17 protein-coding genes are annotated in these 22,501 nt (G+C 65.0%); 10 read left to right on the forward strand and 7 right to left on the reverse strand.

What is annotated here, in order from left to right; genetic code table 11:
- Nucleotides 1-2: 2 nt before the first annotated feature.
- Together LH128_RS02115 and LH128_RS02120 are read right to left on the reverse strand one after the other, a co-directional pair.
- Nucleotides 3-1,583, reverse strand: a complete 1,581-nt coding sequence (locus tag LH128_RS02115) for a phytoene desaturase family protein (protein ID WP_008827923.1) — start codon at nucleotides 1,581-1,583, stop codon at nucleotides 3-5.
- The gene (locus LH128_RS02120; protein WP_037517153.1) at nucleotides 1,580-2,704 is read right to left on the reverse strand and encodes an LLM class flavin-dependent oxidoreductase; all 1,125 of its coding nucleotides are present in this window, start codon (nucleotides 2,702-2,704) and stop codon (nucleotides 1,580-1,582) included. Before LH128_RS02120 ends, LH128_RS02115 begins: the two co-directional genes overlap by 4 nt.
- Nucleotides 2,705-2,816: 112 nt before the next feature.
- Here LH128_RS02120 and LH128_RS02125 point away from each other — a divergent pair, with 112 nt between their 5' ends.
- Both LH128_RS02125 and LH128_RS02130 read left to right on the forward strand, forming a co-directional pair.
- Nucleotides 2,817-3,386 carry a winged helix DNA-binding protein gene (locus LH128_RS02125; RefSeq protein ID WP_008827925.1) on the forward strand — a complete coding sequence of 190 codons (570 nt, stop codon included), beginning with the start codon at nucleotides 2,817-2,819 and terminating at the stop codon, nucleotides 3,384-3,386.
- Between the two features lie 177 nt (nucleotides 3,387-3,563).
- Complete coding sequence (locus LH128_RS02130; protein WP_008827926.1) at nucleotides 3,564-5,966, forward strand: TonB-dependent receptor; 2,403 nt, start codon at nucleotides 3,564-3,566, stop codon at nucleotides 5,964-5,966.
- A 157-nt stretch (nucleotides 5,967-6,123) separates the two neighbouring features.
- Here the strand turns inward: LH128_RS02130 and LH128_RS02135 are convergent, their stop codons facing one another.
- Nucleotides 6,124-7,146 carry an AraC family transcriptional regulator gene (locus tag LH128_RS02135; RefSeq protein ID WP_202950080.1) on the reverse strand — a complete coding sequence of 341 codons (1,023 nt, stop codon included), beginning with the start codon at nucleotides 7,144-7,146 and terminating at the stop codon, nucleotides 6,124-6,126.
- 206 nt (nucleotides 7,147-7,352) lie between these two features.
- Between LH128_RS02135 and LH128_RS02140 the strand changes: the two genes are divergently transcribed.
- From LH128_RS02140 to LH128_RS02155, 4 genes are all read left to right on the forward strand, one after another.
- A complete protein-coding gene (locus tag LH128_RS02140) occupies nucleotides 7,353-8,156 on the forward strand; it encodes an SDR family oxidoreductase (RefSeq protein ID WP_008827928.1) in 804 nt (267 codons plus the stop codon).
- Between the two features lie 118 nt (nucleotides 8,157-8,274).
- Nucleotides 8,275-9,495, forward strand: a complete 1,221-nt coding sequence (locus LH128_RS02145) for a styrene monooxygenase/indole monooxygenase family protein (RefSeq protein WP_008827929.1) — start codon at nucleotides 8,275-8,277, stop codon at nucleotides 9,493-9,495.
- Between the two features lie 3 nt (nucleotides 9,496-9,498).
- Complete coding sequence (locus LH128_RS32730; protein ID WP_008827930.1) at nucleotides 9,499-9,972, forward strand: flavin reductase family protein; 474 nt, start codon at nucleotides 9,499-9,501, stop codon at nucleotides 9,970-9,972.
- 32 nt (nucleotides 9,973-10,004) lie between these two features.
- Entirely contained in the window at nucleotides 10,005-10,955 is a 951-nt protein-coding gene (locus LH128_RS02155; protein ID WP_008827931.1) for a SphA family protein, read from the forward strand.
- A 443-nt stretch (nucleotides 10,956-11,398) separates the two neighbouring features.
- Here the strand turns inward: LH128_RS02155 and LH128_RS02160 are convergent, their stop codons facing one another.
- Nucleotides 11,399-12,130, reverse strand: a complete 732-nt coding sequence (locus LH128_RS02160) for a TetR/AcrR family transcriptional regulator (RefSeq protein ID WP_202950081.1) — start codon at nucleotides 12,128-12,130, stop codon at nucleotides 11,399-11,401.
- A 43-nt stretch (nucleotides 12,131-12,173) separates the two neighbouring features.
- Between LH128_RS02160 and LH128_RS02165 the strand changes: the two genes are divergently transcribed.
- Both LH128_RS02165 and LH128_RS02170 read left to right on the forward strand, forming a co-directional pair.
- A complete protein-coding gene (locus LH128_RS02165) occupies nucleotides 12,174-12,440 on the forward strand; it encodes a hypothetical protein (protein WP_172704885.1) in 267 nt (88 codons plus the stop codon).
- 60 nt (nucleotides 12,441-12,500) lie between these two features.
- The gene (locus LH128_RS02170) at nucleotides 12,501-13,013 is read left to right on the forward strand and encodes a hypothetical protein (protein WP_008827934.1); all 513 of its coding nucleotides are present in this window, start codon (nucleotides 12,501-12,503) and stop codon (nucleotides 13,011-13,013) included.
- A gap of 330 nt (nucleotides 13,014-13,343) precedes the next feature.
- On the opposite strand, the gene LH128_RS02175 is transcribed toward LH128_RS02170, so the two are convergent.
- The 3 genes from LH128_RS02175 to LH128_RS02185 all read right to left on the reverse strand — a co-directional run bounded on the left by LH128_RS02175 (nucleotide 13,344) and on the right by LH128_RS02185 (nucleotide 20,088).
- The gene (locus tag LH128_RS02175) at nucleotides 13,344-14,417 is read right to left on the reverse strand and encodes a TIGR03032 family protein (RefSeq protein WP_008827935.1); all 1,074 of its coding nucleotides are present in this window, start codon (nucleotides 14,415-14,417) and stop codon (nucleotides 13,344-13,346) included.
- 23 nt (nucleotides 14,418-14,440) lie between these two features.
- Nucleotides 14,441-18,685, reverse strand: coding sequence for a beta strand repeat-containing protein (locus LH128_RS02180; RefSeq protein ID WP_037517158.1), 4,245 nt, complete (start codon nucleotides 18,683-18,685; stop codon nucleotides 14,441-14,443).
- A gap of 656 nt (nucleotides 18,686-19,341) precedes the next feature.
- Nucleotides 19,342-20,088, reverse strand: a complete 747-nt coding sequence (locus tag LH128_RS02185; protein ID WP_327195024.1) for a hypothetical protein — start codon at nucleotides 20,086-20,088, stop codon at nucleotides 19,342-19,344.
- 114 nt (nucleotides 20,089-20,202) lie between these two features.
- On the opposite strand from LH128_RS02185, the gene LH128_RS02190 reads away from it, so the two are divergent.
- Together LH128_RS02190 and LH128_RS02195 are read left to right on the forward strand one after the other, a co-directional pair.
- Nucleotides 20,203-21,612 carry a DUF4139 domain-containing protein gene (locus LH128_RS02190; protein WP_008827938.1) on the forward strand — a complete coding sequence of 470 codons (1,410 nt, stop codon included), beginning with the start codon at nucleotides 20,203-20,205 and terminating at the stop codon, nucleotides 21,610-21,612.
- Nucleotides 21,612-22,501: DUF4139 domain-containing protein (locus tag LH128_RS02195; RefSeq protein WP_008827939.1), on the forward strand; the 890-nt coding region annotated here is incomplete at its 3' end. The genes LH128_RS02190 and LH128_RS02195, both read left to right, overlap by 1 nt.

The following is a 22,501-nucleotide window of genomic DNA, read 5'->3' on the forward strand; positions in this document are numbered from 1 at the left end:
CGTTATCCTATTTCCATCGCCGCGTGATATCCTGAAACACCGCCCAGACCTGGACCGGGATGGGTGGATGCGCCGATGTGGAACAGGCGCTTGATCGGCGTTGCATGGTTTCGAGTCCCCGCAAAGGGGCGGAACAGATGGAACTGGTCGATGGAGCAGACGCCCGAATAGGGATCGCCGCCGACGAGGTTGACGTTCGCCGCCTCAAGGTCATGTGGGCCGAGGACGCGCATGCCCAGCGTCGCGCGTTCGAGATTGGGCACATGCGCGGTGATGCGGGCGATGATCCGCCGCGCATAGGCCTGCGCCACCTCGTCGTTCCAGCGGCCGTCGGCAGGCACAGCGATCTCTCCGGCGGCATCGCCCCGGATCGTGCGCGGCAGTTCCTGTAGCTGGACCCACAGCATCGAGGTGCCCGGCGGGCAGCGCGAGGGATCGGCGTGGGCGGGCTGGCCGACGACGATGGTGGCCTCGGCGGGAAGCAGCCCACGGTCGGCTTCATTCACCGCGCGCGAGACGCCGTCCATGCCGGGCGTCAGGTGCAGCAGGCCGACTTTGCCGAGGTCCGGATCGGTCCACGCGGGCGGCTCGAACAAAGCGATGTGGATCTGCATGCAGGCACGGCCGTAGCGGTAGTCGGCGGCGCGCTCAGCCGTCGCGGGCGGGACGTGCTCGGCCGGGAGCAGGCGCTGGTAGAGCTGCGTCGGCGTGACGTTGCAGGCCACCCCGCGCCGGGAAGTGAAGGTGCGGCCATCGGCGAGGCGCACGCCCGTCGCACGGCCACGTTCGACCGTGACTTCCTCCACATCGGCATCGGTCAGCAGCGCGCCGCCGCCGCCTTCGATGATCGCGCGGAAGCCGGCCACGATACGGTCGCTGCCGCCTTCGACGAAGGGCAGGCCCGCCGCTTCCAGCGTGAACATGACTACCCGCGCCATCATCGCCGAGGCTGCGCTTTCCGGGCCGAGGCCGACATGCAGCACCCACGGCGCGATCAGCGCATGGACGAGGTCCGAACCGAACCGCGCTTCCAGCCAGTCGCGTGCGGATTTCAGCGAATCGGCACCGAACGCGCTGAGCTGGTCGACGCCCTGTTTCAGCAGCGTCCTGCCCAGCAGGCTGGCGGTATCGAACGAGCGCGGTTCATTGCCCAGCAGGCCGAACAGCAGCGGTGCCTGTTCCTCTACGCCCGCCATCGCGCGCGCATGAGCCGCGCCATCTCCCGGATGCGCCGCGTCGAATGCCGCGACGTTCACTTCGCGCGATCGGCGCAGCAGCAGCGAGCGGCCATCGGGCAGCAGCACGCCGGTCGGGATTTCCGCCTGGACCATGCGAACGCCATGCGCTTCCAGCTTCGGCGCCAGCTGCGGGTAGAACGGCGTCGTCACGAACAGCGGATAGGACATCGAGAACAGGTCGTGCCGGAATCCCGGCACGGTCGCCTCCTCGGTGCGGATGCAGCCGCCCGCCACCGCCGCGCGCTCCAGAACGAGCACGCGGCGGCCCTTCGCCGTCAGTTGTGCCGCGCAGACCAGCGAGTTGATCCCGCTGCCGACGACGATGGCGTCCCAGTTGGTGTTCACGCGGGCACAGCGGTCTTGGCGGCAGGCGTGCGGATGCCTTCCGCCTCCAGCAGCGGCAGCACGGTGTCGCGGAAGTAGGGGAACTCTTGGGCGTAATCGACGAACGAGAGGGTGGTGCCGCCGAACCCGGCGCGGTGCAGACCGATCAGGCCCTCGGCCACCTGTTCGGGCGTGCCGATGAGCGGGACGCCGCCGTGGCCCATGCCCATGCGATCACGGATCAGCGCCAGCAGATCGTGCGGGAACGACTGCGCATGCGCGAACTGCAGGTTCACGAGGTTGTCGAGCGCCACCGAATCGAGAGCGTCGCCGGTGAAGTGTGCGACGTAGTCCTTCGCCTCCGCCTCGGTCGGGCGGCAGACGACATGGCTGAAGGTTAGCACCTCGACGCTGCGGTTCTGTTCGGCGGCGGCCTTGTGCAGCTCGGCGACTTCGGCCGCCGAGCGCGACAGGTCGATCGCCGGGGTGAACAGGAAGTCGGCGTTGCGCACCGCGAAGTCGCGTCCCTGCGCAGACCCGGCGGCGTTGATGATCGGCGGGCGGGCGACGACGGGCTTGGGATCGGAGTGGATCTGTTCGAGCTGGAAGTGCTTGCCCTCCCAATCGAAGCGCCCTTCGCGCGACCACAGGGCCTGCACCACGTCGAACCATTCCTGCGCATATTCGTAGCGCGTCTCGTGATCGGCGGCGAGCTTCAGGCCGAGCGCGCGGTATTCGGGCTCGTTCCAGCCGGCGACGATGTTGAGCCCTGCGCGCCCGCCGCTGATGCGGTCGATCGTGGCGATCTGCTTGGCGATGACGACGGGGTGGTTCACCGCCGTATGGATCGTGGCGAAGACGGTGATGTTACGAGTCGAAGCGAGCAGGGCCGAGGCCCAGGTCATCGTTTCCAGCACCGAGCCGTGGAAGTCGGTCTCGCCGCCGTAGCCGATCCAGCGGGCGATCGGCAGCATGAAGTCTATGCCTGCTTCGTCGAGCATCTTCGCCAGCCTGAGATTGTTTTCCCAGCTTGCGTTCCAGCGCTCGGGAACCGTGGTGACGGACATGCCGCCCGAACAGTTGGTTGCAAAGGTGCCCAGCTTGAAATGATCCGGACGCACCATCCCTCGATCCTGTGTCATGCTACTCCCCTTCTTCGATTTCTAAATAAAAAATTATGTTAGCTTTTGATGCTTGTCCATCGCAAAAATTACAGTTAGATTTCGACTCAAGGACAAACAGGGAGTCCGAAACATGGGGCGAAGCAAGGCTTCCAGGCCGCCTGCGGGCGTGCCGGGACCGGGTGATCTCGATCAGCGCTGGCATCTCGCTTCGACACCGCACGAAGTGAATGTCACCGAACTCGAATTCGCATTGATGCGGGTTCGGGAGTCGGTCGAACGCTGGCAGGGCGAGTGTTTCGCCGCCGCCAGCGGGCTGTCCGCTTCGGGCAGCGAGAACGCGCTGCTGCACACCATTCGCCTTCACGAACGCGCCAAGCCGCTCAAGGAACTGGCGCGCCTGACCAACCGGGACGACGTTCCCAACATGCAGTACGCGCTGCGCAAGCTGACGAAGCTCGGATTGATCGAGCAGATCGGCAACCGCAGCAACGCGGTCTATCAGGTTACTGACAAGGGCCGCGAAATCTCTGATCTCTATGCGGAATTGCGCCGCCGTCACCTCATCGAATTCACCGAAGTGGTGAAGGACATGGACGAACGGCTGCGCCAGACGACCCAGACGCTCAATCTGCTTTCCGGCATCTACGAACAGGCCGCGCGCGTCACCGCGACGCACCAGCGCTTTACTGACGGCCGATAGACGCCGGTGCATTCACTGACTGACACAGGCCGGAATTCCGGCGGCGCATAGTCGCGTCCAAATAGTTCATATCTAAAGATTTTAGGCTTGAAGTTGTTTGCAGGAGGCTAGCGGCACCACGTCCCGGACACACGGGCGGGCGCCTTGGTGAAATCAGTACCAAGGGGAGTAATCGTCATGAGGACATACACCAGTATCGCCGCCCTTGTGGTGGCGACCCTATGCGGCGTCTCGCAACCGGCGCTGGCGCAGGAAGCGCAGGCGGACAGCGGCGGGCTCGGCGGCGAGATCGTCGTCACCGCGCAGAAGCGCGAGCAGAAGCTGCAGGACGTCGGCATCGCCATCACCGCCTATTCGGGCGAGCAGCTGCGCACGCTCAACGTTACCGACAGCCGCGATCTCGCGGCGTTCTCGCCGGGCGTGCATACCGGCGGCAACATCGCCGGGCAGAACACCCAGTTCACCATTCGCGGCGTGACGCAGAACGATTTCAACGACATCGTCGAGGCGCCCAACGCGGTCTATCTCGACGAAGGCTACATCGCGATCGCGCAGGGGCAGACTTTCGCGACCTTCGACATCGACCGTGTCGAAGTGCTGAAGGGCCCGCAGGGCACGCTGTTCGGCCGCAACGCGACGGGTGGCCTCGTCCACTTCGTCAGCACCAAGCCGAGCCTGACCGAGACTACCGGCTACCTCGACGTAAAGGGCGGCATCTACGATTCCGTGGGTTCGCCGATGATGTTCCACGGCGAGGCCGCGCTCAACGTGCCGCTCTCCACCACGCTGGCGGTGCGCGGCGCGGTAATGTGGAACAAGAGCGACGCGCTGCTGCGCAACCGCTATCCTTCGGGCGCGGTCGGCGGATCGCCGGGCACCGGAGCGGGCGCGAACCTGGGTGACGACGATACGCTGGCGGGCCGCCTGGCGGTGCTGTTCGAGCCGACCGACACTGCCCGCTTCACGCTTTCGGGCAATGCCGCGCGCAGCCGCATGTCCACCGCGCCGTACCAGAGCAAGTCCACCATCGGCGTCTTCAATGCCGACGGCGAACTGATCGACGTGCGCAATGCTGCCGCCAATGAAACCCGCGCGACGATCGGCGCGAATGGGCAGGACATGGGTTCGGACACCGACAACAACGGCGTCTTCGGCGACAGCTATGGCCGTCCGGTCGCAGGCGGGGACTTCTTCGGCTACATCGACCCGGATGGAAAGGACTTCGCCACCTCCAGCGACTTCGCGTTCAAGAACCACAACCACGTCAAGACGCAAGGCCTCAACCTGACGGCCGAGTTCGCTTTGTCGGACGCGGTCAGCCTGACTTCGGTGTCCGACTACAAGCACTTCGAGAAGCTGCTGTTCGTCGATGTGGATGCCGGACCGGGCAATCAGGCGGCGAACTATGCGGGTGTCAATGCCAACACCTACTCGCAGGAACTGCGCCTCAACGGGTCTACCGACAGCCTGAACTGGGTGGCGGGTGGCTTCTACCTGCACATCGACAACCACTCGCTCAACGGCCTCAAGTTCCCGGTCGGCAGCGTGGTGCCGGGTGCGCCGATGGACCTTGGCGTCGATGCGCGGCTCAAGACCGACTCCTATTCCGCCTTCGGCCAGGTCGAATGGAAGTTCGCGCCGAAGCTGACGATGATCCTGGGCGGCCGCGTGATCCGCGAGCAGAAGGACTACGCCTTCTTCCAGGGCATCTGGAGCACGCCGGATTCGCGCAAGGTCCACACCGGCACGCCCACCGTGATCGGCCCCGACAACGGAGCCCCGTACACCGACAAACGCGGTCAGACGCTGTGGGCAGGCAAGGCGCAGATCGAGTATCGGCCGGACAGCGACCTGATGCTCTACTTCGGCGTCAATCGCGGCGTGAAGGCGGGCAGCTACAACGCGCAGCTGGCGGGCGGCCTTGCCGTGCCGACAAGCGCGATCCCCTACAAGGGCGAGACGCTGACCAGCTACGAAGGCGGCTTCAAGTACACGTTCCCGGACGGCCGTTCGCACTTCAACGCCTCTGCCTACTACTACGATTACAAGGACTATCAGGCGTTCCTGTTCACCGGCGTTTCGGGCGTGGTCATCAATGCCGATGCGCGCACCTACGGTATCGAGGCGGAAGTGTTCACGCAGCCGCTCGACGGACTGGACACCGGCGTTTCCGTCTCGTGGTTCGACGCCAAGGTCAAGGACGTGCCGCTGCGCGTGGACGGCCCGATCGTGCGCGACGTGGAGCCGGTCTACGCCCCGCACCTGCAGGCCACCGGCATCATCCGCTACGGCTTCGACGCGCTGGGCGGGCGCATGTCTGTGGGCGGCGATGCGCAATACACCAGCAGCTTCTACTACAACCTGCGCAACTTCTCGGCCGACAAGTTCGGCGGCTACGTGATGGTCAACGCCAGCGTGAACTGGAAGCTGGACCCGTGGGACATCACGTTCGCGGTGCGCAACCTGACCGACGCGCGCGCGGGCGTGCAGGGCTTCGACCTCGCGACGTTCTGCGGCTGCAACGAAGTGTCGTACAAGCCGCCGCGGATGTTCCAGATCGGCGCGCGCTATTCGTTCTGATCGGCCTCAAAGGGTCGTCATTGCGAGCGGCGAAGCCGCGAAGCAATCCCGGGCCGCATAAACCGCCCTGGATTGCTTCGCTGCGCTCGCAATGACGAGGGTATGGGTATGGAATGAAACGGGCGCTTCCCTTGCGGGAGGCGCCCGTTTTTGCGCTTCAGCGGCGGCGCAGCGTCTGGGAGGGCGTTTCGCCGAACAGCTGGCGGTATTGCCCGGCAAAGCGGCCGAATTCGAAGAAGCCCCAGCGGCTGGCGACGGCGGAAACCGTAACACCCTCGCTGGCCGAGAGCAGGTCGTCGCGCACGCGGCGCAGGCGCACCGTGCGCAGGTGCGCCATCGGCGAGGTGTCGCGGAACCGGCGGAACCCGTCGAACAGGGCGCGGCCGCTGACGCCGCTCGCCTTCACCAGATCCTCGATGCCGATGGGGTCGGCGGCGTGCTCCTCGATGAAGGTCTCGACCAGCCGGACATGGCGCGGCGCCACGGTGCAGGCGCGCGAGTGCAGGCTGTCCGAATAGTTGTGAACCTGTCCTTCGAGCAGGCTGGTCAACAGCGCCGTCTCCAGCAGTTCGAGGCTGATCGCATTGGCGCCGCTGCGCCCCTGATGCTCGACATGGCTGATGAGCAGTTGCACGAAGGGCCACCAGTTGGCGCCGGGGCCGTCCTTCGGAATGGCGAGGCGGAAGTTGAGCGGTTCGCGCAAGGGGCGGCCGAGCATCGCGGACAACTGCTGCTCCAGCGCGGCGCGCTCGATGCGCACCATCAGCTTGGCGTAATCGGCGGACCAGCGCATCGCCACCTGCTCGGTCGGGTTGAGGATCGTGCCGAGTTCGCCGTGCGCAGCCACCAGCCGTCCGCCCGCCTCGACTTCCGCCTTGCCCGAATAGGGCAGCATCAGCAGGTAGAAGTCGCTTAGCCGCGACGGCTCCACGCGCACATCGGCGCCGTAGCTCATCGCGCTCAGCGTGGTGCGCTTGAGCCGCACCGCGTTCTGCCAGGCATCGACCCGCCCGCCGCGCTCGCACGGCGTCAGGCGATGGTCGCAATAGATCCGAGCGACCGTGTCGCGTGCATCGTCGACATCGGTCGACGCGAACAGGCGATGGCCGCTCAGCGGGCGGAATGTCCCGTCCAGCATGAGCCTGTGCTCCCCGTCATGGTCGGGCTTTCGGCCCGTCATCGTTATGGGGAAAGTACATCACGGAATGCTGCCATCTGCAACCATTCCATCGGACAAGGAGTCCCGCTTGAGGACCCGGACCATGCGCAAAGTGCAGTGCCTGTGCGCGCGGCGCTGCAAAACGCGCAGTAGGCGCTGCGGCGCCTTCCCCGCGCCCGTCGCCGGTATCAGACCGAGGCCATCGAAGCATGGCAAGGACGATCGACATGAAGGGTATCGCAGGCAGGACAGTCATCATCACCGGCGGCGCGGCAAGCATCGGCAAGGTGCTGACCCGGCGCTTTCACGAGGAAGGTGCGAACGTGGTGATCGCGGCGCGCTCGGGCGCTCCGGCTGAGGAACTGGCGAGCGAACTGGGCACGCGGGCGCTGGCGGTGGAGACCGACATCCGCGACGACGCCGCGCTGTCGGCGCTGGTGGCGCGCACGGTGGAGGGCTTCGGCGGCATCGACTGCATCGTCAACAACGCCTGCTCCTACGTCGACAACGGCGCGGCATCGACCCGCGCCGAGTGGCTGGAGACGCTCGACGTCAATCTGGTCAGCGGGGCGATCCTGGTGGAGATGGCGCGGCCCTATCTGGCGCAGAATCGCGGCAGCGTGGTCAACATGGCCAGCATCAGCAGCCATGCCGCGCAGGCCGGGCGCTGGACTTATCCGGTGTCCAAGGCGGGCATTCTGCATCTGACCAAGCAGCAGGCATTGGACTATGCGCCGCACGGTATCCGCGTGAATGCGCTGGTGGCAGGCTGGACATGGTCGGACCCGATCGCGGGGCTTTCGGGCGGCGATCTGGCGAAGGCCGATGCGGTGGCCGCCGAGTTCCACCTGCTCGGGCGTCTCGGGCGGCCCGAAGAAGTGGCCGACGGCGCGCTGTTCCTGTGTTCGGACCATGCCAGCTTCACCACCGGCTCCGAACTGCGGGTGGAGGGCGGCTATCTGGCGATGGGGCCGGAGCAGGCCGGACCTGCCATCGCCAAGCTGACTGGTGGTTCGGGCAGCGTCATCTGATTTCGGCACCTGATTTCGGCACTGGCCGAATGGCGGCTGCACTGGCTGCATAGAGCCCGCGCGGCCGCCCTGCCTATCCTGTGGTCATTCGATCAATCACAGGAAAAGGCTGGGCAAGATGACCAAGATCGGCATCGTGGGAGCAGGACAGGCAGGGTTGCAGCTGGGCATCGGGCTGCTGGACAGCGGCCATCAGGTGGTCATGCTTTCCAACCTCACCGGCGCGCAGATCGCCGCCGGGCGCGTCACGTCGAGCCAGTGCATGTTCGACACCGCCCGATCGCACGAGAGGGCGCTGGGCCTCGCGTTCTGGGATGAGGCCTGCCCGCCGGTGGAGGGCATCGGCTTTGCGCTGGCGGGAGAAGGTCCGGACAAGCTGCTCGACTGGTCGGCGCGTCTCGATGCGCCCGCGCAGTCGGTGGACCAGCGCGTGAAGATGCCGCGCTGGATGGATGAATTCGAGGCGCGCGGCGGCGAACTGCGCATCGTCGATGCCGGGATCGCCGAACTGGAAGACCTCGCGCGCGAATGCGATCTCGTGCTCGTCGCCTCGGGCAAGGGCGAAGTCGGGCGGCTGTTCGAGCGGGATGCGGAAAAGTCTCCCTTCGACAAGCCGATGCGCAGCCTCGCGCTCACATACGTGCACGGCATGCGCCCGCGTGAGGAATACAGCGCGGTCAACTTCAACCTGATCCCGGGCATCGGCGAATACTTCGTGTTCCCCGCGCTGACGCTGAGCGGCCCGTGCGAGATCATGGTCTTCGAGGCGATCCCCGGCGGCCCGATGGACTTGTGGAGCGCCGGGGCCAGCCCCGAGGAGCATCTGGAGATCAGCCAGCACATTCTCAAGCGCTTCCTGCCCTGGGAGTACGAGCGCAGCCGCGACTGCACTCTGACCGATGATCTCGGTGCGCTGTGCGGCCGCTTCCCGCCGACGGTGCGCAAGCCGGTGCTGACGCTGCCCTCGGGCGCGAAGGCGCTGGGCGTGGGCGATGCGGTCTGCCTCAACGATCCGATCACCGGTCAGGGGGCCAACAACGCCGCCAAGTGCGCCGCGTCCTACCTCGCCTCGATCCTGGAGAACGAGGGCAAGGCTTTCGACGCGGCGTGGATGCAGCGCACCTTCGATCGCTACTGGGATTATGCGCGCGATGTGGTCGCATGGACCAACGGCATGCTGCAGCCCCCGCCGCAGCATATGGTCGAGTTGCTCGGCGCTGCCGGAGCACAGCCGCGCGTGGCGCACTGGTTCGCCAACAACTTCGACGATCCGCGCGGGTTCTTCCCGACCATCGCCGACCCGGCGCTGACCGCCGCCTTCCTAGCGGAAACGGTGTGAGCCATGGACCGTATCGAACTGCGCCGCACTTTCGGCCGCTTCGCCACCGGCGTCACGATCGTCACCTGCGAGCGTGAAGGCGCGGTCCACGGGATGACCGCGAACAGCTTCACCTCGGTGTCGCTGGAGCCCGCACTGGTGCTCGTCAGCATCGGCAACCACGCACGCATGGCCGCCATGCTGCGCGAGGGCGGGCAATTCGGTCTCAACATCCTCGGCGCGGAGCAGCAGGGGCTGTCCAACCACTTCGCCGGACGACCGGGGGCGGCCGAAATTCCCTTCACCCGTCACGGCGCGGTGCCGCTGATCGAGGGCGCCCTCGCCCATCTCGTCTGCACCTTGCGCGACGTCTTCCCCGCCGGGGACCACGGCCTGTTCGTCGGCGAAGTGCTGCACCACGCACAGCACGGCGGCGCTGAGGAGGAACCACTGCTCTTCTACGGCGGACAATACCGGCAGATCGACCGAGCCGCCTGATCAGACACTCAAAACAACGACAGGGAAAGATCATGACCATGAGGACGATGAAGACTGCGCTGAAGCTGGCTCTGGCCGCAGGCGCACTGGCCGCCCATCCGGCGCTTGCGACCGAAGCGGGCGGCGGCGTTTACCCCAACGGCGCCGAGGGCTATTCCGGAGCCGCTCTGCCCCCGCCCGGCACGTACCTGCTCGGCTACGTCGAGCACTACGATGCCGACCGCTTCAACGACGGCAACGGCGATTCCGGCCAGCTGCCGGACTTCCACGCCCGCGCCGACGCCGCGATTGCGCGCATCGTCCATGTCACCGACACGCGTATCCTCGGCGCGAGCTGGGCGATGCAGGCGATCGTGCCGGTGGTGAACCTGCGCGTCGGCGCGGCGGGCATGGCGGACGAGACCACCGGCATCGGCGACGTCATCGTTGATCCGGTCATGCTGGGCTGGCACTTCCCGAGCGGCGTCCACATCACCACGGGGGTGGACGTGACGGTGCCGGTGGGCCGCTACAACCCACGCAAGCTGTCGAACATCGGCCGCAATTACTGGAGCGTCGAACCTGTCGTCGCCTTTGCCTATTACGGCAAGAGCGGTTTCTCCGCCGATCTCAAGCTGATGTACGACATGAATTTCCGCAACGGGGACGCGATGGTTACGCCGTTCAACCCGACCGGCGCCGATTACCGGTCAGGCGACGAGTTCCACGCGGACTTCGCGGTGGGCCAGCAGATCGGCAAGCTGAAGCTGGGCGCGGCAGGCTATTTCTACGCGCAGACGACGGACGACAAGGTCTCAGACGCGGGCGCGGAGGCCACCATCGACGCGCTGCGCGGCTTTCGCGGCAAGGTTTTCGCGGCGGGGCCGTCGGTCAGCTATCAGATAGGAAAGGCGCAGATCATCGGTACGTGGCAGCATGAATTTCATGCTGTGTACCGGCCCCAGGGTGACAGAATTTGGCTAAAGGCGATATTACCGCTCTGAACCGCATCAAGAATTTTTGGCAACTCACGCGCGATGAATAAATTTCCAATCGTATATTACGGAGTCACAGCAGTTTTTGGCCTATCGCCAGCGCAATAACTGACATGCTTACCCCGGAATTTGATGGTTCATTATTTAACCAGTAATGGATAGATGCTCTATGGGCCAAATTCTTCACGGGAACGCCCGAACGAAGGAGGCGGTCCGTCGAGCGAACAACATAGGCAAGAGAGCCTGAGGATGCTGGCAGAGCATCATGGCTTCAGCCTTCTCGATGACGTGGCATAAACCGGACGCAAGTTCGCTGCATCAGCAGGCGCAAGCTGGACGCAGCGAGCGAGCGTTGCAGGGTCATGCCGGCGCAGTGCCGCCGGTTTTCGTGGTCGCTGCGGGCGCTTCGCGGGCATAATATGCCTCGGGAAGCCATCTCAGACGCGGTTGAACTATGTCTCCATGGTCAGGCTGTCCAGCAGAGCATCTGCCGCGCGTTGTGCGCGAACACGTCGTTCTTCGCTTGAAGGTCCGTTCAGCCCTAGCATGACCTTGTAGATATCCAGTCCGACCAGTCGGTCGAGGAACTCGGCTCCGAGCATCCGCCGCTCTGTTTCTTTCAGGCCATCTGCCTCGGTGCGACCGGCCAAGAATGCGTCGAGCGCCGCCTGATGTGAGCCGATCAAACCGTCAAAGGCCATCCGGGCGAGTTGTGGAAAGCGTTTGGTCTCAACCATGACCGCTCGAAACAACGTCACGGTATCCTCGCCGGCCAGCCGCTCCTGAAACATGACGCCAACGAATACGAGAATGTCCCGAAGCGACTTTTTCAGCGATGCTGCCAACGCGGCTTCTTCCTCCCGGTCAGCCGGGTGGCAAGCGCTTTCGATCACCGCCGCGAACAGATCATCCTTGTTCTCCGCATGCCGATACAGCGTCATGATCGACACGCCTGCCGCAGCGGCAATGCCTTCCATGCTTGCCCCACTGTAGCCGTGACTCAGGAATGCTTCCTTCGCGGCGCTCAGGATGACTTCCCGCTTTCGCGCCATCAGCTTTGCCTTGGGATGGTCGCTCGCCCAATCTTTCATTCCAATCTCGCTCCAAACGATAGTCTTGCCTATCGTATCAATTGCGATAAGATAACCCATCATATCGAATGAGGCATGCTCGGCATAGTTCACGCGGGCATGACGTCTCCGATCGCAATCACGGCAACGACATAAGGTGCCCGAGATGCCGGATGAACAGAAAACGCCGTCCCGCGCGGCATTGCGGAAATTCCTGATCGTGTTCGGATCGGTCCTGGTCGTTCTACTGATCGGGACCATTCTTCTGGCCGTTACATTCACTCCGGCCCGGCTTGAGACCCAAGCCGTCGACATCGCGCGGATCAGGTCGATCGTCGCACGCTATCCGCAGGTTCTTGCTGTCCCGGCGCATGACGCTCGCGCGTTCGCGGCGATCCCCGTCGTTCCGCGATCGATGAAGTGAGCGGTCGCGCGGACCTGCCTCATGGGTCACTGTCAGTGGGAGTTTTGAATGAACAGAGTTATGATCGGCCGCGGGATGATCGCGGCCAGCCTTGCCTTGGGCGCGATCGGATCGACGATCATCGACAATGCCGAAGGTTCGACGGCGCATATGCTCGCCATCGCGACCTGGCCGCCGCACGCGTTGTTTCACGATGCGGCGATGTTCCTGCTGCTCGACAGCGTGTCGCTGATCTGCCTGTGGCTGCTGTTCCGCAAGTCGCGCGAGCCGATCGTGGCGGCGCGAGTAGCCACGATCGTCGTGCTCGCTTACTGGCTGCCGTTCTTTTTCATCACGACACTGTTCCCACAGGCAAGCCTGATGCCGGAAAGCCCGGTTGGAATGCCTTACAATATGGGAAACGTCGGCCAATGGTCCCCAAATGTTCGGCAGGCGACACCGTTCATCCTCGGAATGCCGCTCTATCTTAACGCCGCAGTCGCTGCATGGTGGATCAGCATCGCCTTGATCGGCTACCGAGTCTTTAGCAAAGCAATGCGTGCCGGCGAGGTCGATCCGCTGTGGCTTCCTTAGCTTGCGAGCCGCGGCCTAGATGGTCGGTCCCGGCATTTGATAGTCTACAATCGGCCCCCCGAAACTGCCGCCCGCCTGAAGGCTTTCCTTGAACCTGGCCGTGTTCCTGAGGCAGCGGAGCTTTAACGTCGACGCCAAGGCCGGCCCATCCAGATGGTATATTGGCGGTCAACAATTGGGCATTCTTGCCATGCCAGCCTCCTGAACGGCAATCCTGCAATAAGACGACGTCCAACGGAGTGCCTGAAGCCGGCAATGCGCCGCTTCAGCCAGGTGCGCTTTCCTGGTTTGCATGCCCAATAGCGGTGGAAGATCGGCGTGCAGATACTCTCAATCCAGCGGCCGCACCGTCTCGTCGAAGCTGATAGTCGAGCGGATTTCCAGCGTCTCCGGCCCGATCGACATCGGGCAGCGGACGGCGGGCAGAACGGCCACGTCGAACAGTTCGGTGATGAAGCCTTCCAGCTTGATCCACTCGACGATGCTGCCACTGGCAAGCTCCACCACCAGCACGCCGCACCATGGCTCGGCATCGCGCGTCTTCATCTCGCCGTCGAGCAGGAGGCCGGCGAACGTGCCGTTGCGCGGCTTGGACACGGTGACGAGCGCGTGACCGTTGTGCAGCGCCATGCCGCGCAGGAAGCCCGGGCAGAAGGCGATGTCGGTCTTGTCGCCGCTCGCCGGGTCGATACGGATGATCTGCCCGCGCCCGCTGTCCAGCGCCAGTACCGATGCGCCGTCGATGCGCGGGCTGTGCGGCATCGAGAGCTGATCGGTGACGATGCGGTGGGTCTCCACATCGATCAGCACGCCGCCTTCGTGACGACGCTCGCGCCAGCCGTTGACGATGTCGCTGCGACTGACGGCGGTAACATAGCGCGCGCGGCCGTCGTGGATCGCCATGCCGTTGAGGTGGCAGCGATCCTCGGGCGCCAGCTTCGAGATGAAGGGTGGCTTCCAGATCGGGCGGAAGCTGTGGTTCAGGTCCAGAGTGGCGAGGCAGCTGTACTTCGTGTTGACGAACAGAACGCGGCCCGCCCGGTCGGTGCCGATCTCATGCACGTCGACGTCGCCCGTCGTCTGCGCGTTGCGCGGGACCAGGGCCATGTCGAACTGCTGGTTCGCCACTTGCCCGGGCTTGAGCATATTCTCCAGCCGCCAGACCTGATGCAGCGATCCGAGGTAAAGCCGTCCCGGCTGGTAGCAGACGCCCATCGCGCGAGTGAAGTTCTGCTGGTTGAACGAGATCGTCCCGTTCGCCAGTACTCCGGTCAGGAACAACTGCCCGGTCTGGTACGAAGTGAAAGCGAAGCTCGTGCGGTTGCGCAGCAGCCAGTCCGCCAGCCCGCGCGAGACCGAGATGTTGGTCGGCCCGTTCGCGGAGGCCTTGTCCGTATCCGTCATGATATCCTGCTTGCCGGGATGCTTCAGAATGGGATCTTGATCCCCGCCCGGCCGCCCGCGCCGCTGTAGTCGCCGCTGGCGTCGAGCGTGCCCTCGATAAAGCCGCTGATCCCGCCCGGCGTCGTCACGTTGAGGCCCAGCGTGCCCTGGCCATACGTGCCAATGCGCCGGTTGCCGAGGGCCAACGAATATGGTCCGGACACGAAGGTCGCGCCGTCCCGGCCCTTGAACTCCTTCACCGCCATGCCGCTGGCATAGAAGGTAAGCATGTTGCCGCCACCGATGGCCCTGGTGCCCCCGATACGCAGGCCCGCCTTGCCGCGCAGCCCATCCGCCCGGTCGTAGTCGAGCACCTGACCGACCGCCTCCAGATCGTCGAGGCTGGTGCGGACGTAAGCGATACTCGCCAGCGGTTCGGCGAAGAACCCGGTCGATCCGAAACGGAAGCCCGCTTCCGCCTGCGCACCGATGGCGTTGCCGCCGAGGCCGTCCTTGTACCCGGTCGATCCACCATGCGCATCGATCCAGTAGTGGTCGTACTTGACCAGCGCATTGGCGAAGAACCCGCCCGCCTGAAGCGATGCATAGGCACCGAGGTTGAGCCCGTCGTAGTCGAACCGGGTCGCTTCGGCGAAGCGCAGGGTGGAGGACAAGTAGCCGCCGGTCACGCCGAAGACCACGCCGCCCTTCTCGCCCATCGTGCCGATGTCGAACCCGAATTGGCCGCCGAAATAGTCCTGTCGGTAATCGAGGTTGTAGCTGCGCGCGATGCCGAACTGCCTGACCGCGCGGGTCTCGTCCCGCTTGTCGACGCCGCCCGACATCTGCAGCCAGAAACCGCCCGAGTTTGCAGCATTGGAGAACCGTCCGTCGCGCACGGCGGTAAGGTGCGCCGTTACCGCGTCGGCCGAGCGATACCAGAGGCTCTGCGCGCCCTCGAGCGCCTTGGCCGCGCGATAGGCCCCCGCGCCCGGTGTGCCGACGAGTTGATAGGCGAACGTCGTCGGCCGGTAAACGAGATCGAGCGCCACAAAGCCCACGTCAGCCAGGTTCGGCGCAAGCGTGACGGCCGTGGGCGAGGAAGCCGCCGAAGCCTGCACCAGGGTCAGCCCCGGCGTGACGTAGACGGTGCCGCCCAGATCTAGCTGGATCTGTGTCGATCCCGCCGCCGTGCCGACGTTCAGCCGGTCGGCGGTCATTACGCCCGCCGCGCTGGAGGTGAGGTCGAGGCCCAGTCGGCTCGCGCCCGACCCGGTGAAGGAGCCGGGCAGCGTCAGTTGGTCGCCCACGGTGCCATTGCGCATGTCGACGAGGCCGGAGTTGGCAAAGGCCTCCAGCCCGTTGAAGGTCACGCTGAGCGGCGCAGTACCTGGCGCATCGACGAGCAGCGTTCCGGTGTTGGTGAACACGTCGCTACCTGCGCCGAAGTCGCTACCGGCGCTTGCGCGGAACAAACCGGTGTTGGTGAAGCGATCATCGCCCGCCGAAAGCAGCACGCGCCCGTTGATGGTGCCCGCGTTGGCGACCACGGCCGGGCCACCCGCCACCACTATGGCATGCCCGCTGCCGGTGTTGAGCGTGCCTCGATTGGTGATCGTGGTCGTGCCTTCGGCATCGGTCTCGATCCCGTCGATCGCGCCCGTCACGGAGCCCGCCGCGCCGATGGCAACGGTCACGTCGCCCGCTGACTGGATCGTCACTGCCGTATCCTGCGCCGCCGAAACCGCGCCGGTCAGGTTGATCGCCACGTCGCCGCCGAAGCCGAGCGCGGTGATCGCGTTGCTGTTTGCGCCCGCCGTGCTCAGCGTGCCCGCATCGATGGTGATCGTACTGCCCGCGCCAAACGTCGCCGCCCGGATCGCATCGCTGTCGTCCCCCGACGTGGAAACGTTACCCGCCGTAACGCTGACATTACCGTAGCTGCCTGCCAGCACGCCGAGCGAGTTGGTCCCCTCGGTCGAAACCGTCCCGACGCTGACCGCCGCGCCTTGCGAGCCATATGCGTTGATCGCTGTCGCCACTTCGCCGGTGGTCGCCACCGAGCCGATCGTCACCGATGCCGTACCGTAGCTGGTCGATACGCCGATACCCGCCGAATAGTTGCCCGAGGTCGTGACCGAGCCCGAGCCCCGAACCGCGACGTCATCGTATCCATCGACGATGATGCCCGCGCTGCTCGCTCCCGAAGTCGCGATCGTGCCGTCGTTCACCACGACGCCGGGGCCGTAGATAGCCTCGACGGTGACGCCGTTGGCAAAGTCGCCACGGGTCGAGATTGCGCCGGAATTGGTGACGGTCGCGCCGTAATAGCCGCTCGCGAAGACGCCGGTGGCGTAATTGCCCGCGGTCGTGACCGAGCCGTTGATCATGACCGTTGCGGTGCCGAAAGAGCCCGTCGCCTGCACGCCGCCCGCACCGAAGTAGAAATTGCCGTCCGTGCCGCTGGTCGACAGGTCGCCATTGACGGTGACGCTGGCGTTGTAGCCATAGGCCTGCACGCCCACCGCATCGTCGCCGGTCGTAGTCACGTCGTTCACGGTGATCGAGGCATCGCCCAGCAGGCTGAAGGCATAGGCGCCGAAGGCCCCGTCGCCTGCCGTCGAGATCGCCCCGGTGGAGGTCACATCGACGTTGCCGGTCAGAGACAGCGCGGCGATCCCGTCCGACAGTGTGCCGCTGGTCGTGACCGAACCGACATTCACCGTCACGTCACTGCCGCCATAGACGCTTGCCGCATAGGCGCGGATGCCCTGCGCATACTCGCCGGTCGTCGTCACCGAACCTGCGGTGACGCTGATGCTGCCATAGCGGCTGTACCCTTCGATGCCGACCGCGCCGTCGCCGCTCGTCTGGACGGAACCGGTGCCGCTCACCGCCACATCGTAATAGGCGCCCGCGTAGATACCCGTCGAACCATTGCCGCCGGTGCTGATCGAGCCGGTGTTGACGACGTTGGCGTTGCCGAGGAAGCCGACCGCCACGACGCCCTCGGAGGCTTCGCCCTGCGTCGAGACCATACCGGTGACGGTGACGGAGGCGTTGTAGCCCACCGCCTCCACCGCCGGGGAATTGTCGCCCAGCGTCGATGCGTCATGGACCGTGATCGCCACATCGCCCACTTGCGAATAGCCGTAAACCGCCGTCGAATTGTTGCCCTGCGTGGTAACGTTGGCCACGTCGATCACCGTGCTGCCGCCGTAGTACGACTTCGCCAGGACGCCCATCGCGTCTTCGCCGCTCGTCGACACCGTGCCGGTCGAGGTGAAGCTCGCCCCGCCGACGCCGGTACTGAACATTACCGCACCGTAGGCTCCGTCGCCGCTGGTGCTGAGGTTTTCCACCGAGAGGTTCACGGTATCGGCCTGCATCAGCACGCCCAGCGAGGCGAAGCCTGCGGTGGTGATGGTGTCGGCGGCGATGTCCACCACGCCGTCTCCGGCGAAGGACACTGCCGTGATGCCGTTCGAATAGTCCGCCTCGGTCGATACGGTGCCGAGGTCCATGCCGATGGAGCCGTAATAGGACCGCGCCTCGATCGCCGTCGAGCCGTAGCTGTAGAAGCTGCCGCCCGTCGTGCTCACCGTGCCCGCGGTGATCGAGATGTCGCCGCGCCCGGCGTAGGCATTGATGCCACCGACGTAGTAGCCCGAGGACGAGACGCTGCCGACGTCGATGGTCACGTCACCACGATAGGAATTGGCGCTGATCCCCATCCCGCTGTTGCCCGTCACATTGATGGTATTGGCAGTGATCGAGACGTTACCTTCGTTCGAATTGGCGTTGATCCCGCCCGATGCACGCCCGCTGGCGACGATGCTGTCGGTGTTGATCGTGAGGTCGCCGTAATTGGTGAGACCAAGCACGCCGAGCGATCCGGTGCCGCTCACCTCGATCGCGGTATCGACCCCGCCATCGAGCGTCACCGCGCCATCGTTAAATCCGATCACCGCCACGCCCGGTACGCTGGCTGTCGGGGCGATTCGCACGCCGGGCTCCAGCACGACGGTCAGGTCGAGCACCGGCGCGGAGGGATCTAGGCCGGGATCGAGCGCCGGATCGGCGGCGGGAGAGTAGTACTCGATCCCGTCCGGATAAGGATTGCCCGCCGGAGTGCAGGTGACCGCGCCATCGATGTGAGGCCCGCAGGCATCCTGCGCATGTGCCGGCAAGGCAAGGCCAACGGCCATGCTCGCCAGAGCGGATCCGAGAAACAGATTGGTCGTCCGCCGGTTCGATGGTCCGCCCCGTGACGCAACGCGCTTATCCATTTTGTTGCCCCTCAATATGGATATTTACGTAAGCTACGGAATAATCGCATCAAGGCAAGCACGGATGCGACCAGCAGAGCGAACCCCCTTGGCGCTGGCCACCGCCCGTCGGAGAAATTCGCGCATTGGTTTGGAACCATTGCGAATGGAGTAGGCGGCTGGGCAGTTCGTGTAACATCACACGGGAATGTGCTTGTTACATACCGACGTTATCTGGCGAGCTTAGCGCGATCATCGAGATTCATCGTGTGGCTGTGTCTTCGCACGGAAGCTGCTGTTGCCCAGCACCACAGGGATGACCAGGAGGGCTCCACCGCGACCTACCCATCAAGACACTCAGCAAAGAAATTTCGCTCCCTCAGTGCAGACCGTCCGCTTCCGCTATTCCGGCGCACATCTGGGCCCCCGCCCACGTACTGTCCGGCATAGCCTTGGCGGACACAGCGATGGAACCGTCGTTGCCGGCCACTTAGTCGGTTTCAGGACCTTCCAGCCAGCTGCGTGGCAGCGGGTTCGGTGCAATTCTGACGGCCTTCCGGACGGACCAGACCGTCGGGGAAAGCGACCTGGCAAAATGGCGGTTCTTCACACCATCGCCGCGAACACCGTCTTCATCGACTGAGCGCGGCAGCGCCGGCAAGGAGCGTCCGGCACCATTAATCCCGCACCACCGACGACCTGCGAAAGCGCATCGTACCTTCCGGTCGATGCAGCGTCAGGGTGTCCCCTGCTATCTCGGCGACAACGCCCGTCAGGTCGGCGACACCGAAGTCGTTCGGTATCAGGGCGAAATTCGCGATTGTCCCCGCCCGTGCATCGAGCGGCATTCGTGGGGAACGCAGGTGGTAGGTCGGCATTGCGAACGTCACGAAACGCGGGGTGCGCGTCTCGTCCGCAGGAAGACGCCATGCAGAGCCGTTCGTGTAATCTTGCAAAGGGTCGCCAATGTCGAAATCGATGCTGAAGTCGACGCCCGGCACGTCGGTGCCATTGGGCGCGAGCAGCCTGAACGCGAAGGGCTGGCCCGGAGCGGCATCGACGCGCGCGGCTGTTATCGTCGGCGCAATCGGCCGCGGATCGCTGGTCAGTTCGATATGGCCGCCAGCCAGCGCCCAGCGCCCTTTCGCCCGTTCATCAAGCGAGCCGACCGTCAGCCCATATTCGAACGTTCCGTCTTTGTTTAGGCGAATGCCCGCCACCAGTTCCATTTCGGAATGCACGTATTCACCCGCCGGCGACATCTCCACGGATTGCGCAGGCGCCGATTCTGCGAGTGCCGCTTGCGCAACGGCAGGCCGCATGGGCCAAAGCGCAATAATGAGCGCGGCGCTGCAACGCCCGATTTTTACCGCTGCGACTGCCAAAACCATGCCTCCTGTCAGTTCCCGCTGGACATCGGCCAACGCCGGACGATTTGCTTCGTTGAATTTGTTCTGAAATCCTGTTCGCGTACTGGTCTTTTCAATCTGGCTTCGACACTATGCGACACCGGCATGCCAAGACGAAGGGGGAAGTCGATGCGTAAGAGGTACTTCGGCTGGGCAGCCCTGCTTGCTTCCGCTTCCGTCCCGCTGGCGGCACAGGACACGAGCGTCCCCGCGACGCCGACCGCTCAAGGCGATCTGTCGATTACCATATACAACAACGATGTGGCTCTGGTGCAGGACATTCGCACGCTGAACCTCGCTAACGGGCGCGTGCGCCAGGACTTTCCCGACGTCAGCGCCCAGATCCGCCCGGCCACGGTTTCGCTCACCGTCGCCGACGCGGCGATCGTGGAGCAGAACTTCGATTATGACCTGCTCTCTCCTTCCAGCCTGATGGAAAAGGCGGTCGGGGAAACGATCACGCTGATCCGCACCAATCCCGCCACCGGCGCAGAGACGCGCGAACGCGCCCGCGTGCTGGCGGTGAACGGCGGAGTTGTGCTCGACATCGGGGGACGCATCGAGGTTCTGCGCGACGACGGGCTTCCGGTTCGCGCCGTGTTCGATCGGGTGCCTGAATCGCTGCGGGCAGGGCCGACGCTTTCGGTCACGCTGGCTAGCACGCGGCCCGGAACGCGGCCGACGACGCTGTCGTATCTCACGGGCGGTCTGCGCTGGAACGCGGATTATGTCGCCCTGTTCGACGACAAGACCGGCAAGATCGACGTACAGGGCTGGATTACGTTGCAGAACAACAGCGGCACAACCTTTTCCCATGCGAAGACCCTGCTCGTCGCGGGCGACGTCGGAAGTGCCAGCGGCGCGGACATGTACATGCCCCAGCCGCGCCGCATAACGCGCACCAGCCCCGGCACCGAAAGCGCCTCGCGTGAGCAGTTGGGCGACTTCTATCTCTACTCTCTGGCAGAGCGGACAACGATCGCGGACAAGCAGACCAAGCAGGTCAGCTTCCTGGATGTGAAAGGCGTGACCGCAAGTTCGGGCTATCGCTTCGAGAACGGCTGGCTCGCCAGCGCGGATGAGGCGCGCAGTGCGCAAAGCGTCCTGAGCTTCGCCAACTCGGGCGCGGGCGGCCTTGGCGATGCCCTTCCCGCAGGCACCGTTCGCGTCTATGTGCGCGATGCGCGCGGACAGCCGCAGTTCACCGGCGAGAACACCATCGGCCACACGCCGCAGGGCTCCACCATCGCCCTGCCGACCGGCGACGCCTTCGACGTGAAGGTGCAGCCCGTCGTGGTCGCCCGAACCCGGGTCAACCCCAACCGCTGGCGCACCCAGATGCGCTATCGCCTCACCAACGCGCGCGCGCGCGGCGTGACGGTGGAACTGGTACAGAACGGGCTCGACTGGAGCGATACGCGGATCACCGAGGAAAACCGCAAGAGCGAGCGCCGCGATGCCGGGGCAGCCGTCTGGCAGGTGCCGGTTCCGGCAAACGGGGAAGCGGTGGTCACCGCGACATTCGACACCCGCTACTGATGGCCCGGCTCCATCTCGCCATCATCCTCGCGGCCGGTGCCTCGCCGTCAGCGGGCGTGGCGCAGGAGACGCGGATAATTGTCTCGGCCGCTCCTGTACGGGTCGCACTGACCGTCTACCGCGCGGCCTATGCCCGGGGCGAGATCGACAGGGCCAACCCGCGCGGGTTCGCAATGATCACCGAAACCCGCAAGGTCCGCCTGCCGCGCGGCCGCGCGGAGCTACGTTTCGAAGGCGTAGCCGAGGGCATCATTCCGGTCAGCGCGGTGATCGACGGGCTGCCCGGCGGCACGATCGAAAAGAACCGCGATGCACGCCTGCTCTCGCCTGCGTCGCTGATCGACGGAACGCTGGGCCGCGAAGTGACGATCACCCGCACGGATAAGGTGACCGGCCGCGCGACCAGCGAGGAAGCCACGATCGTCGCCGGCCCGCAACAGGGCGTCGTCCTTAGCTCCGCCAGCGGAATAGAGGCACTGCGATGCTCCGGCCTGCCCGAGAAGCTGGCGTTCGGCGGCGTTCCCGCCGGCCTGTCGGGCAAGCCGGTACTGAGTGTGACGACCGACAGCCCCTCCGCCCGCACAGTCACCGTGCGGCTAAGTTATCTTGCCTCCGGCTTCGACTGGCGCGCGAGCTATGTGGCGACACAGGCCACCGATGGCCGCAACCTGGACCTGTTCGCATGGCTGACGCTGGCGAACGGTAACGGGCAGGCGTTTGCCCAAGCCGAAGTCAGCGCCGTCGCGGGCCGTCTCAACCGTGTCGCGACCCCGCAGATGCAGGCCGCGATCGCACGCCTGCGCCTTTCCTGCTTTCCGCTTGGAACGACCACGTCCGATCTCGCATCGCACACCGCGCCGCAGCAGGAGATCATCGTCACCGCGCAGCG

This window comes from Sphingomonas sp. LH128, assembly GCF_000293195.2.
Classification (GTDB): Bacteria; Pseudomonadota; Alphaproteobacteria; order Sphingomonadales; family Sphingomonadaceae; genus Novosphingobium; species Novosphingobium resinovorum_A.

Excerpts from the sequence above, each read along its gene's own strand:
- LH128_RS02120 (WP_037517153.1), bottom strand. The coding sequence starts at position 2,704 with ATGACACAGGATCGAGGGATGGTGCGTCCGGATCATTTCAAGCTGGGC.
- LH128_RS02125 (WP_008827925.1), top strand. The coding sequence starts at position 2,817 with ATGGGGCGAAGCAAGGCTTCCAGGCCGCCTGCGGGCGTGCCGGGACCG.
- LH128_RS02130 (WP_008827926.1), top strand. The coding sequence starts at position 3,564 with ATGAGGACATACACCAGTATCGCCGCCCTTGTGGTGGCGACCCTATGC.
- LH128_RS02135 (WP_202950080.1), bottom strand. The coding sequence starts at position 7,146 with ATGACGGGCCGAAAGCCCGACCATGACGGGGAGCACAGGCTCATGCTG.
- LH128_RS02140 (WP_008827928.1), top strand. The coding sequence starts at position 7,353 with ATGAAGGGTATCGCAGGCAGGACAGTCATCATCACCGGCGGCGCGGCA.
- LH128_RS02145 (WP_008827929.1), top strand. The coding sequence starts at position 8,275 with ATGACCAAGATCGGCATCGTGGGAGCAGGACAGGCAGGGTTGCAGCTG.
- LH128_RS32730 (WP_008827930.1), top strand. The coding sequence starts at position 9,499 with ATGGACCGTATCGAACTGCGCCGCACTTTCGGCCGCTTCGCCACCGGC.
- LH128_RS02155 (WP_008827931.1), top strand. The coding sequence starts at position 10,005 with ATGACCATGAGGACGATGAAGACTGCGCTGAAGCTGGCTCTGGCCGCA.
- LH128_RS02170 (WP_008827934.1), top strand. The coding sequence starts at position 12,501 with ATGATCGGCCGCGGGATGATCGCGGCCAGCCTTGCCTTGGGCGCGATC.
- LH128_RS02175 (WP_008827935.1), bottom strand. The coding sequence starts at position 14,417 with ATGACGGATACGGACAAGGCCTCCGCGAACGGGCCGACCAACATCTCG.
- LH128_RS02180 (WP_037517158.1), bottom strand. The coding sequence starts at position 18,685 with ATGGATAAGCGCGTTGCGTCACGGGGCGGACCATCGAACCGGCGGACG.
- LH128_RS02190 (WP_008827938.1), top strand. The coding sequence starts at position 20,203 with ATGCGTAAGAGGTACTTCGGCTGGGCAGCCCTGCTTGCTTCCGCTTCC.